Origin of the sequence: Alteromonas sp. Cnat2-8 (genome assembly GCF_022348355.1) — a bacterium.
Lineage (GTDB): Bacteria > Pseudomonadota > Gammaproteobacteria > Enterobacterales > Alteromonadaceae > Alteromonas > Alteromonas macleodii.
Genome location: NZ_JAKREX010000002.1, coordinates 595460 through 609791 on the forward strand (window position 1 = coordinate 595460; position 14332 = coordinate 609791).

Annotated in this window: 11 protein-coding genes; 7 read left to right on the plus strand and 4 right to left on the minus strand. The window is 44.7% G+C overall.

What is annotated here, in order from left to right:
- Nucleotides 1–62: 62 nt before the first annotated feature.
- From MHN00_RS06750 to MHN00_RS06770, 5 genes are all read left to right on the plus strand, one after another.
- A complete protein-coding gene (locus tag MHN00_RS06750; RefSeq protein ID WP_168534286.1) occupies nt 63–845 on the plus strand; it encodes an RNA methyltransferase in 783 nt (260 codons plus the stop codon).
- Between the two features lie 38 nt (nt 846–883).
- A complete protein-coding gene (gene ylqF / locus MHN00_RS06755; RefSeq protein ID WP_014977114.1) occupies nt 884–1888 on the plus strand; it encodes a ribosome biogenesis GTPase YlqF in 1005 nt (334 codons plus the stop codon).
- 94 nt (nt 1889–1982) lie between these two features.
- Nucleotides 1983–4046: a glycoside hydrolase family 97 protein gene (locus MHN00_RS06760; RefSeq protein ID WP_239300741.1), complete on the plus strand. Its 2064-nt coding sequence runs from the start codon at nt 1983–1985 to the stop codon at nt 4044–4046.
- 13 nt (nt 4047–4059) lie between these two features.
- Nucleotides 4060–4554, plus strand: coding sequence for a WbuC family cupin fold metalloprotein (locus MHN00_RS06765; protein WP_239300855.1), 495 nt, complete (start codon nt 4060–4062; stop codon nt 4552–4554).
- Between the two features lie 383 nt (nt 4555–4937).
- Nucleotides 4938–5159, plus strand: a complete 222-nt coding sequence (locus MHN00_RS06770; RefSeq protein WP_014950268.1) for an XRE family transcriptional regulator — start codon at nt 4938–4940, stop codon at nt 5157–5159.
- Between the two features lie 218 nt (nt 5160–5377).
- Here MHN00_RS06770 and MHN00_RS06775 read toward each other — a convergent pair whose 3' ends face one another.
- On the minus strand, nt 5378–6661 hold the full coding sequence (locus MHN00_RS06775) for a pectinacetylesterase family protein (RefSeq protein WP_239300742.1): 1284 nt from the start codon (nt 6659–6661) through the stop codon (nt 5378–5380).
- Between the two features lie 328 nt (nt 6662–6989).
- Between MHN00_RS06775 and upp the strand changes: the two genes are divergently transcribed.
- Nucleotides 6990–7619: a uracil phosphoribosyltransferase gene (gene upp, locus MHN00_RS06780; protein ID WP_014950265.1), complete on the plus strand. Its 630-nt coding sequence runs from the start codon at nt 6990–6992 to the stop codon at nt 7617–7619.
- A 185-nt stretch (nt 7620–7804) separates the two neighbouring features.
- Nucleotides 7805–8830, plus strand: a complete 1026-nt coding sequence (locus MHN00_RS06785; protein ID WP_014950264.1) for a LacI family DNA-binding transcriptional regulator — start codon at nt 7805–7807, stop codon at nt 8828–8830.
- Between the two features lie 15 nt (nt 8831–8845).
- On the opposite strand, the gene MHN00_RS06790 is transcribed toward MHN00_RS06785, so the two are convergent.
- The 3 genes from MHN00_RS06790 to MHN00_RS06800 form a co-directional block, all read right to left on the minus strand.
- Nucleotides 8846–10348, minus strand: a complete 1503-nt coding sequence (locus tag MHN00_RS06790) for a tryptophan halogenase family protein (RefSeq protein ID WP_239300743.1) — start codon at nt 10346–10348, stop codon at nt 8846–8848.
- 150 nt (nt 10349–10498) lie between these two features.
- The gene (locus tag MHN00_RS06795; protein WP_239300744.1) at nt 10499–13402 is read right to left on the minus strand and encodes a TonB-dependent receptor; all 2904 of its coding nucleotides are present in this window, start codon (nt 13400–13402) and stop codon (nt 10499–10501) included.
- Between the two features lie 351 nt (nt 13403–13753).
- The gene (locus MHN00_RS06800) at nt 13754–14332 is read right to left on the minus strand and encodes a thymidine kinase (protein WP_014950261.1); all 579 of its coding nucleotides are present in this window, start codon (nt 14330–14332) and stop codon (nt 13754–13756) included.

A 14332-nucleotide genomic window follows, 5' to 3' on the forward strand; every position in this document is an offset into this window, starting at 1 on the left:
GCTTTGCGTTTTGGGTTTCATACCTTACACTTGCGCCGAAAGTTATAAAAAGGGCAGTGCAAATGAAACTAAGTGACGTGAAAAAGCTTCATCAAAAGAAATTTAGAACGCAGTTCGGATTCTATTTGGTGGAAGGAGAGCACTTAGTTTTAGAGTTAATTAATGTTGCTCAGCATGACAGCAGTACATTAGGTGATATAACCCTTTATGTGACAGCTGATTATGAGGCGTGGCTGAAAGAAAAACTTGATTCTTCAGTCTCTAATATGAAGGTAGAAACGGTATCGTCTCAACAAATGCAGCAACTCAGCGATACTAAGTCACCTCAAGGTATTATTGCTCGCGTTCCACTTCCTAACTCCGCGTTATATTCAGAGCGGTCACAAACCAGCATTTCAGCAAACAAATCCAGTGCCGAAAAGTACATTTATTTGTATGAAGTTCAAGACCCCGGCAACTTAGGCACCATACTAAGAACGCTAGCGTGGTTTGGGGATTTTACGCTATTACTAAGCCCGAACAGTGTGGACCCTTATAACTCGAAAGCTGTACGCTCGAGTATGGGGGCTATTTTCCATGTGAACATGGAATTAAACGTAGCGCTTGAAAGCCTAGGCGAGCGGTTCGAACGTTTCGCTTTCTTGGATATGAATGGTAGTAATATCACCTCTAACACCTTTGGTGATTATCAGTGTTATCTGTTTGGTAACGAAGCCCGTGGCGTGCCTGTTGACGCACTATCAAAGCTAAACGCAACGGCGTATACCATTGCGGGAAGCGGTAAGATTGACTCGTTAAACTTAGCCAGCGCTGTGAATATCTGCGCTTATGAATTAACCCGTTAAGCACACTCCTCTCAACTCGATTACGATAGGAAACAACCATGGCATTACAATGGTTCCCAGGGCATATGCACAAGGCCCTGAAAGAAATTAAAGAGTCGCTTAATCAAGTAGACATTCTTATTGAGGTGCTTGACGCGCGTATTCCATATTCCAGTGAAAACCCCGAAATTGCAAAAATACGCGGCGATAAGCCCTGTATTAAAATTCTTAATAAGTATGATTTGGCAGACCCAGAAATTACTGCGCGCTGGCAGGAGAGCTTAGAGAAAGAGCGCGGCGTGAAGACGATCACGACCTCTAGCGATAACCCGGGCAACAGCAAGCAAATTATGCAGCTGGTTAAAAGCATTTGTTCGTATAAAGAAGGTCAGCCAAAAGCAATTAAAGCTATGATCACGGGTATACCTAACGTGGGTAAATCGACGCTAATTAATATTTTAGCCGACCGAATCATTGCTAAAACAGGCAACGAGCCAGCTGTAACGAAAAGCCAGCAGCGCATAAATTTAGGCAGCGGTATTATCTTGTTTGATACACCGGGAGTACTGTGGCCTAAGCTTGAAAACCCACATTCAATTTATCGGTTAGCTTCATCGGGCGCTGTTAAAAATACAGCCATGGAATACGACGATGTCGGTTTTTTTGCGGCAGATTACCTCATTAAAGCGTATCCAGAGGTAATGAAGGAGCGCTACAAGCTGGACGAGTTGCCAGATACTGAAATAGAGTTTCTGGAAGCCGCTGCCAAAACGCGTGGGGCAATTCAAGCGGGTGGTCGTGTAAACCTTCATAAAATATGCGAGATCCTGCTTAAAGAACTGCAGTCGGGTAAGTTAGGGCGAATAACCCTTGAGACACCAGAAATGCTGGAAGTCGAAAAAGAAGAAATGGCACTTGAGGCGGCGAAGAAAGCTGAAGCGAAAGCCAAGCGTAAAGCAAAATTCAAAACAGGCTCGTTAACGCCTGATAAGAAAGATCGGAAAGAAAAACGAGAAGAAAAGCGTCAAGAACAAAGCCGTAGGATGAAGAAAAATAAGCGCTAACCAAAAAACAGGCTTAATCGATTAAGAAATAGGTTGCAAAAATTCGCTATTACTTGATACTAACATTAGGTTAACAACTTTTGTTGGATATTTTATGCGCGTATTTTTGCTCCTTCTATTGGCCGTCTCCTTGCCTTCAATAGCTAATGAGTTGTCGGTTCTCTCCCCAGATAAAAAAGTAAAGTTATCGTTCACAGATGATGGCGAATTAGCGCAATATCGGGTGTCATTTAACGGAAAACCCGTTTTAGGGCTCGGTAAGCTTGGTTTTACTTTTGCAAAAGCCGCCCCTTTATATCGCGACTTTAAAGTAGAAGAGATAAGCAGGAATACGGTGGATCAAACATGGCAGCAGCCGTGGGGAGAGCAGCGAAACATTCGCGACAACCACAATGAGCTTTTGGTCAAGTTCTATAACCCTAGCGATAAAGACCGCACTTTTCTTGTAAGAGCCAGAGTTTTTAACGATGGTATCGGCTTTCGCTACGAGCTACCTGCAAGCGGTAATCGCATAATTACTAGAGAGCTGACTGAATTTAACTTAGTCGATTCTCATCAAGCAAAAGCGTTTTGGATCCCCGCCCATGGTCGAGATAGATATGAATATGTTTATCAATCCACTAATCTGCAAGACGTTCATACCGCTCACACGCCATTCACGGTGAAGTATGAAAACGGCACTCATGTCGCTATTCATGAAGCTGCCCTTGTTGATTACGCGGGTATGAGCCTTAAAAGACAAGAGTTAGGGCGTTTTACAGCGTCGCTGGCACCTCGTCACGACGGGAGTTTGGTACATAAAACTGGCAGTTTAGTTACCCCATGGCGCACTATTACGTTAGGAAATGACGCAACGGATTTGGTTAATTCATACCTTGTTTTGAATCTTAATGAGCCAAATAAACTCGGTGACGTGAGCTGGGTTGAACCAGGAAAATACATAGGTATTTGGTGGGGAATGCACATTGATGAGTATACGTGGGGCTCTGGAGACAAGCATGGTGCTACTACTCAGCGCACAAAGCAATACATGGACTTCGCCGCTAAACACGGTTTTGATGGTGTATTGGTTGAAGGTTGGAATAAAGGTTGGGATGGTGATTGGATAGCGAATTCAGAGTTATTTTCTTTCACAGAAAGTTATCCAGACTTTGATATTGAAGCGGTGACCAGCTACGGCGAGAAAGTTGGCGTGAAGTTAATAGGACACCATGAAACATCAGGAGGAATAACCAACTACGAAGCGCAAATGGAAGACGGTTTTGCCCTGTACAACAAGTTGGGGGTTTCTCAAATTAAAACGGGCTATGTTGCCCATGGCCAAAATCTCAAAGTGCGCGACGACAACAACGTACTGCGCTATGAATATACCGACAGCCAGGACGTGGTAAATCATTTCATTAAAAACGTCACAACCGCTGCGAAATATCAGTTGTCCATCAACACTCATGAATCGGTAAAAGATACCGGCCTTCGCCGTACTTATCCGAACTGGATATCGCGAGAAAGCGCTCGTGGTCAGGAATACAACTCAGGGTGGGCGGCGCCTAATCCGCCTAACCATATTCCCATGTTGGCGTTTACTCGCATGCTCGCTGGTCCGATGGATTTCACACCTGGCATTTTCAATTTTGACTACATAAGAAAAAATGACGGCGGAATAGAGTGGGGCAAAGGAGAGGTTATGCGCCCTCAAACAACGCTTGCCAAGCAACTGGCCCAATATGTAGTGCTGTACAGCCCTATCCAAATGGCAGCAGACTTACCTCGTAATTATGAGAATAATTTACCGGCGTTTCAGTTTATTAAAGACGTCCCTACAGATTGGTCTCATAGTAAAGCGCTTCAAGGGGAAGTGGGCGAATATATTGTAATGGCGCGTAAAGCGAGCAAGCACAAATCCTACTCTGGAAACGATTGGTATGTTGGTGCAATTACGAATGAAGAAGCCAGAGAGTTATCACTACCGCTAACCTTTCTAGAGGAAGGTCAGCAGTATGAAGCGCAGTTCTATCTGGATGGAGAGAAAGCGCATTGGAAAACAAACCCCTACGCAATGAACATCGAGAAAAAGGTAGTGACGTCTGCTGATGTCTTGTCATTAAAGCTTGCGCCATCGGGGGGAGGAGCGATACGCTTTAAATTACTATCGCAATAATAGACAGGGTGTGATGTTGGATAAGATTCAGTATTTTAATAAGGCGTTGTTTGAAACGCTTAAACAGTCGGCTGAGGAAAGTCCTCGCCGACGGGCTAATTTGAACGTACATAAATCTTATACCGACATGGTACAGCGTTTGTTTATTGCAATGATGCCTGACTCCTACGTGCGGCCTCATCGACATGTACAGTCTCATAAGTGGGAGTTCTTCATGGTGGTAGAGGGCGAGTTAGACATTCTATTTTTCAGCGACGATGGCGACGTTGAAAACAGAGTGACGCTAACGGCTCGTGGAGAGACCAGCGGAATTGAGATTCCTCCTAATACCTGGCACGCAACGGTGTGTCATAGCCCAGTAGTTTTCATGGAAGTTAAACAGGGTCCTTACGAAGTCACCGATGATAAAGGCTTTGCAAGCTGGTCTCCTGAAGAAGGAAACGACCAGGTCCCCAATTTTCTAGCATCACTCAAGCAAGCGGCGGTGGGAGATAGCGTAGCCTTTTAAAGGCATTTCTTGTCTAATCACGCACTCATAGCATGCTTTAGGCACTTTCCTTTTTGGAAAGTCATTGCTATTGCTTATCTACATGGTATGGTTAAGGATAAGTGACAGAAGGCCGCTACTGAATTTTTGAAAAGCACCGAAGCCTCAATATTTAGCTTAGTCGCGGCACAGGGTCGTTTGTACAAGCACATTGTGAAAAGAGAATTATCATGCAAAACGTTTCAACTGGTTATTTTTATAATTTTAATTACTGATTGCACCTGACCGTCGGTGTTCAGGGGCAAGTATTGGCTTCTGGGCACTGCAGGTAGAACGTTTTGCAAAAGCCCAGAAGGTATCACCATCTGGGCTTTTTTAATGCCCGTAATTCTCGGTAAAAGACAATGAAAGAAATCACACTAGGTGACATTAGAAAGCAGCACAGAGTTAAACAGGAAGTAGTAGCAATGGCGTTATCGGTCACAGCTTCTGGCGTAAGTAAGTTGGAATCAAAACGTATTCAGGACGTTTCACTTCAACGTGCGGCTGCATATTTAGCTGCGGTTGGCGGGAACATGAAAATTGAAGTGACTATGCCTGATGGCGCTACTTTACAAGTAGGGTAGTAGGGCGTGTTAATTTGTTGCTGCATAAATGCACAGCAAGGAACGACAAATTCTAGTTGTAATACCAGTCCTCATAGATAATTACCCACTCAGCGAGACTTAAAATGTTCGTATTCGCGGCGTATTACCGCAGGTATAAATATGGCTAATCCAACCACTTCCGGGTTGGACTTGCCATGTTATTGATTACTTTTTAATACAAGTTCGCACTACGTATCCTAGTGATAGTATGCCGCGCTATTTTCTCTAAAGCGGCGCGACGTAGCAAACGTGTGTAGCCATTCGTTAAAGGAAATGCCCCGCGCACTCTGCTCATTATAAAATGGGCTAGGTGAGGATACTGGGAAGGCATTATCTTCACAAAAATCGTTTAGCACCATGTGACAGGTGCCTTCACCAAGGTAAAATTGATAATTCCATGTGAAAGCTGACAGCGCATGAAGTGACGCATTAGCCTGAAGCTGCCAGCCAAGTATGTAGCCTAAATCAGATTCTGTTACACCCCATGTTGTTGGGTCTAAATTACCTCTAGAGACCTGATCAGAGATTTTAGAAAACTGAATTTGAACAATGTCAGTTCCTGTTGAATATTGCGCAAAACGGTTCCAAGGGTACTGATAAGCTAATCGCAGCATCACCTGCTTATTGAGCATTAGATGGTTAAAATTGCCAATCAGTGATTGGAAATTACGTGGTAGTGTATCTTCTATCCCCCATGGCCCTTGATAGTTTAGTACTGTTTGCGTAAAGCCTCGGGATATAACACCAAGCGACGCATCAGCGAAGAGGGCAACCTTTGTGCGGCCAAACAGCGATTGAAAGTAGGGGAAGTTGAACGTTGCACCATAACCGCCCGCACTGCTTCCACTGAGTAGCACTTTGTTGGGTGATAAATCATCGTTGTTCAGTTTTTCTTTAATCCATTGCATAACAACTAGCGCGTTGTCGTGACCACGGTGCTTTAAAGTAACTTCGGCACCAGGTAGACCTGTAACGATACCAAGCTCGTCAACGTAATGCGTGTCTTTTGAGCCTAAGTGTAGGTCGCCAGTACAGTAGGGAATGAAAACTTTTGACCAAGTTTGAAAAGGGTTCTCTTGTGTATCTTCAAATATTCCGCCTGAAATAAATGGCGTATTTTCGATTACGGCTGATGGGTTATAAGCGGCTCGCGACATCGGGTTGTCGTCAAACTCAAGCTGCATTGACGCTAAGCAAGTTGCACTGTCCCAGCAGGCGCCGCCACCATTGAAGTAGATAAGTAGGTTATCACTTTCTCCTTGTTCGAAATAAAACGAGAATGGGTTGGGTGCTAACCCCTCTGGTCCCGGTAAAGCGGGAAGAGAACATGATGGGTACACGGTTTTTTCACCGCCGCCAGGTACTGATACCACCACCTCATTTTCAGGAGTGATTTGCTCCCATTGTGCAAAGGCATTATGGGCACAGAAACTCAGTGCCATTACAGCAAAATAGCGAAAACGTTTAGCGTAAGAATGCATAAACAATTCCTTTTGACATAGATAAACATGGTTTGAATAGTAAGTTTGATTCGGCTGTTTTGAGAAAATTGAACTTCCTGAAACTTTCTCAATCGATCTCATTAGCGCGTAACTACGACAATTCATAGCGAGCGCTATACATTCATGATCGTGAATTGCGCCACGAACTGTGGCTATAGCCTACGCAATAGGTTATAGCATTTATCCACTCTGTCTAGCGTTGATGTGGCGTTTTAAAGCATTGAATAAACATATTTTTACGACTAATCGCTTTAACTAAAATACTTCTGGGTTAAAATATAGCTAAATCGATTACAAGGAGTCTTACATGGCCGTTCACGAAATTACCCACCCGCTTATTGCGCACAAACTAGGGCTTATGCGATACGCTAAAATTAGCAGCAAAGACTTTCGCGAGCTTGCCTCTGAAGTAGGGAACCTTCTGACTTATGAAGCAACGCGAACACTGCCTACGGAAAGAGCGACGATTAAAAGTTGGTCGGGAGATGAGGTAGAAGTAAGACAAATTAAAGGTAAGAAAATAACTGTTGTCCCTATTCTTCGTGCTGGCTTAGGTATGCTTGAAGGCGTACTGGAACTTATTCCAAATGCGAAGATTAGTGTAGTCGGTCTGTACCGTGATGAAGATACACTGCAGCCAGTTGCCTATTTTGACAAGGTAGTAAAAAACATAGATGAGCGTACTGCACTGATTGTTGACCCAATGCTGGCAACAGGCGGTACGTTGATTGCAACAATCGACCTTCTGAAAAAGAAAGGGTGTCGAAGAATAATGGGACTATTCCTTGTTGCTGCGCCTGAAGGCATTAAAGCCGTTGTTGAAGCACACCCTGATGTTGATATCTTTACCGCCGCAATCGATGATAGATTGAATGAGAAAGGCTATATCCTACCGGGATTGGGGGATGCTGGAGACAAAATCTTTGGTACGCGCTAAGAGCGAAAATCTCTAAAAATTAAGCCATTGAGCAATTTGTTACACAACTCATCGAATTAGCGCTAAATTTCACGCGTTAAACGTTTAAGTTAATGATATAGTCAGAGGGTAGTCAGAGCGCACGCTTGCTACCCTTTTTTGTTTTTAACTCTGGGTAGTTAGTTTCGTGAAAAGAGCTAAAAATAATGAATAAAACAAAACTTACCCTAAAAGATGTTGCTGAACAGTTGGGCGTTTCAACGGCAACCATTTCAAATGCATTTAACCGCCCGGACCAATTATCAAAAGCGAAGCGCGAAGAGATTTTAGCGCAGTGCAAAAAGATTGGTTACAGCGGCCCCAATAAAGCAGCACAGATCCTCAGAAAGGGCACATCAAATATTGTGGCTTTAGTATTAGCCGACAGCATTTCATATATGGTGAGTGACCCCGTCGCGAGTACTTTTATTAAAGGTGTTTCTTCTGCGCTTCAAGAAAATGGCAAGCATTTGTTACTGTACGCGGGCGACTCTGACAGCATTCTTGATGTTGTAGATTTTGTTGATGGTTTTATCTGTTACGGACAACCGCGCAACAGCAACTTGGTAGCGGAGTTGGCAGTGTCGCCAAAACCTGTGGTCACCGTTGACTTTGATATCGAAGACAAGCCATCTATTAATATTGATAACGAAGAGGCGGCCTATCGCGTTGCGTCTCATGCGTTAAATGAAGGTGACAATGTGGCAATCTTTGGGCTTCGCCTGATTGACTCGCCTTCTACATGTCGTATTTACGATAGTCCGTTGATTGACGTAGACAGCTCAATTGCTCACCGTCGACTTGATGGTTATTTAAGGGCCGCTGAAGAAAAGAACATCACGGTAAGCAATGAGCGTATTTGGCACCTTCCAGAAAGTGACAGACACTTTGCAAGACAGGCAGCCAAAGAAGTACTGACCAGCTCTCCAAGACCTAATGTGGTTTTGTGTATGAGTGACATTATAGCACTTGAGCTACTTCACTTAGCCTTGGATATGAATATTAAGGTACCGGAAGAGCTGAAAATTACAGGGTTTGATGGTATTGGGGAAGCCGAGCGTGCGCGCCCGCGTCTTACTACAGTTTGCCAATCCAGCAGTGGCAAAGGCGTAGAAGCAACAAAAGCACTGCTTAATCAAGTAACAGCAAAGAGTACGCTGCCTTTTGAATTGCAAGTCGGCGAGACGGTATAGGCTGAGCCAAGAGGTTCAGCCCGCGTTAAATAAGGTAGATTGCTTATCAAAGTTTAACGAGCAGCGATTAAAAAATGCGGCAAGTTTCTTTTCTTCAAAAAGATCGCCGCTTTCCTTCAAAGAAGCGGGCTGATTGAGTGCCGGTGGTGGGTATACACCATAGCCAGACAACAAACAGTGCCATGACGTAGTGCTGAAATGTCGACCAATACCTTGGCGCTTTATTTCCTCAACAATATCCCCTTTTCTGTACCACACATCAAGCAAACTTAGCAGTGATTCGGACAGCTTCATGTTAGCTCTGTTGTCTCTCCAATAGTTACTGTCGTTGCGCCCGTTTAGCTTGTAATGACATACGATATAATCTCGGACGCGTTCAAAGCGCTCTGAAACTTCCTGATTAAACGCCTGTCTCTGTTGAGCACTATTTTCGTTGAAAGAATAGTTGTCCGCGAAAAGCTCGATGCTCGTTTGAACTAGGTGTAGTGCCGTTGCTTCTAAAGGTTCAATAAACCCTTGCGACAAGCCTAGTGCAAGACAATTCTTCTCCCAATGCCTTTCACATTGACCTACACGCATAGACAAGTGCTTTGCTTCAACATCGGTATTTTCCATCCCCAATGCGCGTCGCAATTCACATTCTGCAGCGTCTTTCTCTTGGTACTGCTGACTATACACATACCCGTTTCCCGTGCGGTTGCGAAGGGGTATCTGCCAACGCCAACCGTTCGACATGGCAACCGACTCGGTTTCAACCGGTAAATTAGCGCATGCTGGTGTAGGCAACACAACGGCCGAGTCATTGAATAGGTTGTCACTAAAGTCCCTAAACGGTACGCCTAGCGTCTTTTGTAAAAGGAGTCCTGAAAAACCCGTGCAATCTATGAACAGATCTCCATCAAGTTTTTGTCCGTCTTGACAAACGAGATGTGAAATGTCGCCAGATGGTGAGGTATGCACCGATTCAATATTACCAACAACGTGATATACGCCTTTTGATTTAGCGCGCTCGCGTAAGAATCGTCCAAGTTTTAGAGAGTCAAAGTGGTAGCCGTATTCTATATCGAATGGAAAATTATGTGAGGGAAGAGGGGCAAGGTTTTTCTTTGCCAAATACCCCGCTATAAGAAACTTATCAGGTCGAGTTTCAACATCGAGACCCAGCCTTCTGGTTAAGGCATTAACGTGAAATGCTCGTTCACTAAAAACATCTAGCTGGCTAATAAAGGGGTGAGAGTAGCTGTGTGAATTATTGCCATTCCAGCCCGTGAACTTGATATTAACTTTATACGTTGCTTGGCACTCTTCCATCCAATCATACTCAGGAATATCAAGAGTTTGGAAGAAACGCTTGAGAGTAGGTGTCGAGCCTTCGCCTACGCCTATTGTGCCAATGTCTTCTGATTCTATGAGTGTGATGGTCACAGCTTGATTAGCCCAGCGGTGAGCTAAAAGGTTGGCAGCCATCCAACCTGCTGTGCCGCCTCCAGCAATAACAATTCGGTGTGGTGTTGTCATTAAAGGCTCTGCAATAAAAGAAGGGTGAAATTAAACAGTATCAGAGTTACGCATTACTGCCACACTTTACATGGCAGTAATGCAAGGCACGTATCCACTATCTAAAGATGCGTGCCATTATTTTCGTACGTTCAAAAGGGATGGTCCCTTTTAATAGAACGAATAGTTGAGGTTTAGCATATAAGAAGGACCAAACTCGCGGCGGAGCGTAACAATGCCCGCATCATCAATGGTTTCTTCTTTCTCATCAGTCAGGTTGACGCCTTGTAACGACACTCTTAGCCCTTCCAAGTACTCAATTCCGCTATCTGCAAAATCGTAGCTAATTTGAGCATCGACTTGGGTAACGGCGTTACGAGTTGCCGGCTCAATTTTGTTTGAACCACCACGCTGATACGTGAGGAACTCAGAACGATCGGTTGCTGCAACCCTAATCTCAAAGCCGTTCATCTCATAGTACGCTGTAATGCTGTACGTATTGTCTGATTGGCCTGGAATGGCTGTTCCATCTTCAAGCTCCGCATCTAGGATTGTCGCAGAAGCGGCAATACCAAATCCATCCAGAGAGTCAGTGAGCATTCTCAAAGGAACATTGGCCGTTAGCTCAACCCCTTTCATTTCACCTTTTAGGCCATCTTCGAAGAATGAATAGAAGCCTTGGTCTGGCGGAGTTACTAAATCGCCCACTTCGTAAGGCGTGTCTTGCGGGCCGTAGTTACCAGCAACGTCCACGACCCTGTCATGGAATCCAGGGATGAAGTAGTTCGCACCGTCATTGGTTACGTCATTCGTGAAATCAATAAGCTGGTTACCGTCGCGGGTCCAATTGACCAAATCTTTATAGAAAAGCGCAATCGAGACATAACCTTCTTCCTCGAAGTAGTTTTCAAATGAAATGTCAAAGTTGTTGGCTTCTAACGGACGAAGGGTTGGGTTACCCGTAAATTTAGACCATGGCGAGCCGAACTCTCTCACCGCCGCCTCAGAATTTTCTGTGGCAATCAGCTCAATATTTTGATCAAACTTAACAAAGCCTGATGCTTTCATTTGGTCGATACGCGCTCGACTAATGGTTTTCGATGCCGCCAAGCGCAGGTAGCGATTCTCATTAAGTTCGACACTTACGTTCAGGCTAGGTAGGAAGTGAGAGTAATCGTCGCCATCGGTAATAATACAGTCCGCATCAACCACTTGGTTGCCATCGTCGTCACACACGGCAAAGTTCGGGCCTACAATACCAATGAAACCCGTTGAGCTTTGGTCTGTTTGTACATATTGTGCACCCACGTTACCTTTTACATTGAAACCTTGAACTTCAGTCTCAAAGTCTAGCTGGGCGTATAATGTAGTTACTTCTTCATCAATGGTGTAGGTATCACCTAAACGATCAGGCTCTAGAAGCCCTGCATCATTAAGCGTATATTCACCATCGTTGTAAGGGGCAAAGCCGTCGTAGGCTACAACGTAACCCATGCCAGCCCAGGTTAAGTCAGCTAAGCCGTTGTACAGATACTGCTCAGGGATCGCTTCAGAAAATGGATAAGATGATGCGGTTGCGAAGAAACCTTTGTTATCTTTTGCTTTGTATCGGTCGCTATAGTTTACGCCGGCCGTAAAAGTGTTGAAGATTCCCCAATCTACATAACCAACTGCCTCAAAACGTATTGTGGTCAGCTCTTCTTCAAAATCAGCAAAGTTCAGGAAGCCATCTTGAGCGTTGAAATAGCTGTAAGGTTGACCATTTGCCTGTAAAACATCGGTGGTAAACTGATCGGCAATGTTAGCCATACCGCCCCCCCAAACTTGAGGACCCGCAAGCTGTAACATGGTGGGATCAGAGAATGCATCAAGGCCGCTACTGCCGGTAAAGTAAATACCATCAGTGCTCATTTCGAATTGACGTGAACCTAATTGCCCTTCGCCGAGCGCACCAGAACGCGCTAAACCAGCGTATGATTCACCACGCAAGTCACGTTTGTTCGACTCACTGTCTGCCACGTCTAAAGTAAGAGACCACTCATCGGTTATGTCGTATTTGATATTTAAACCGAAGGTTTGAAGCTCGCCATCTTTTTGCGCGGGATCTGTACGCAGTACTGGATTCGCGTTAACTTGCGTGCCCGAGTTGTTAATGCCTGTACCGCTTACATTTGCCGCAGCGAAGGGTTCGATGAAACCGCGAATAACACCTGAGTCGGAATAATCAATATCTAGCGCATCAAAAACAATGTCTAGTCTATCGGTGGGACGCCATTGAAGAATGGCTGAAATCGTGTCGCGTTCTAGCACGCGGCTAATGGCCTGAGTGTCTAAACCAAACGGAAGCACCTGACCATCGTCATTCTCACCATAACCCCACACACCGTATTTTCTCTCGTTTCTGGGGGACTCCGTTGATGCAATGGCAAGTGCGAGACCTACCGTGTCATCTGCAAACTTTTCTACAAAGGAAAGGGCAAAACGGTTGCCGCTATTGTCGAACTCTGGATTATCTGAATCGTTGCCACCAAGTTCATAGACCCCAGTGACGGTAAGGGTTTCCTGGGCTGCTAGAGGGCGTACTGTTTGCAAGTCTACTGTACCGCCAATACCTTGGACAATAAGCGACGCGTCAGAGGTTTTGTAAATTGTGGCACCTGTCATGATTTCAGCAGGGTATAAGTCGTACTCTACGCCACGGTTATCGCCAATACCGATAAGCTCTCGTCCGTTCAGCGAGGTGCCGGTAAAGTCTTCTTTGAAGCCACGTACCGAAATACCAGACGTTCGTCCGCCTACGCGCTCACCTGATAGGCCTGGCAAGCGGGCAAGTGATTCTGCGATTGAAGAGTCTGGAAGCTTACCGATGTCTTCTGCGGAAATGGCCTCAACAATGGAATCGTTGTCCATTTTCACCGCTTGGGCGCGCATCAAAGAGCCTCGAATACCCGAAACTTGAATAATTTCTACTTGTTCGTCGTCTGGTGTGTCTTGTGCTACTACTGAACCGCTGTTAAGGGCGGCGGTAATTGAAATAGCGATTAACGCAGGTTTAAACGTACTGGTGTGCTTCATGAGTCATACCTTGCTGAGTGTGTTAAACAAAGGTTTTATTATTTACAACGTTTTAACAATAGTAGTTGTTTTACTCATACGCAAGTGTTTTCTTAATTGTTTAAGAAAAGTGTTTTTAAATACAGGTCATAAACGGTTATTCTTGGCTAGCAAGAATGCTTAATGCTTTTTCTTGCTACCTCTAGATAGTACCGAGAAAGTTTGGATAACGCCGATTGAAATCTGGCAAAGGGCAGAAGGGGGAGTGGCAAATTTTTTAGAGAATGAGAAGCGGACAATAAATGCTATAGCCCGCAACAGATATGAGGTTCAGTGACCGCTTATTTTAGTTAGGTTACTCGACGTTTGGATTTAGTCCCAAACGAGTTCTTTAAAGTGCTTGCGACACATTGATTCATAGGTGTCGTTGCCGCCAATTTGTACTTGATCACCATTTTTTACTGCATTGCCATTTTCGTCTAAACGCACCACGAAACTTGCTTTTTTGCCGCAATGGCAAACGGTTTTTAGTTCAGATAGTTTATCTGCCCAAGCCAACAAATAGTGACTGCCTTCAAAGGTTTCACCTAAAAAGTCGGTACGCAGGCCGTAGGCTAGTACCGGCACATCAAGTTCATCAACTACGTCCACTAGCTGCTTTACTTGTGCCTTTGTTAAGAACTGTGCTTCGTCAATAAAAATGCAGTCGGGCTTTAACGCTTCGCAGTCTTTGCTTATTGAGGCAAACAAATCATCGCCTTTTGCGTATAGCTTGGCATCTGCTTGTAAGCCGATACGAGAAGTGACTTTCCCAACGCCGTACCGATCATCTAGCGCTGCGGTATAAATCACGGAATGCATACCGCGTTCACGGTAGTTATAAGCTGATTGGAGGAGTGATGTAGACTTCCCTGCGTTCATTGCAGAGTAATAAAAATAAAGTTGAGCCAT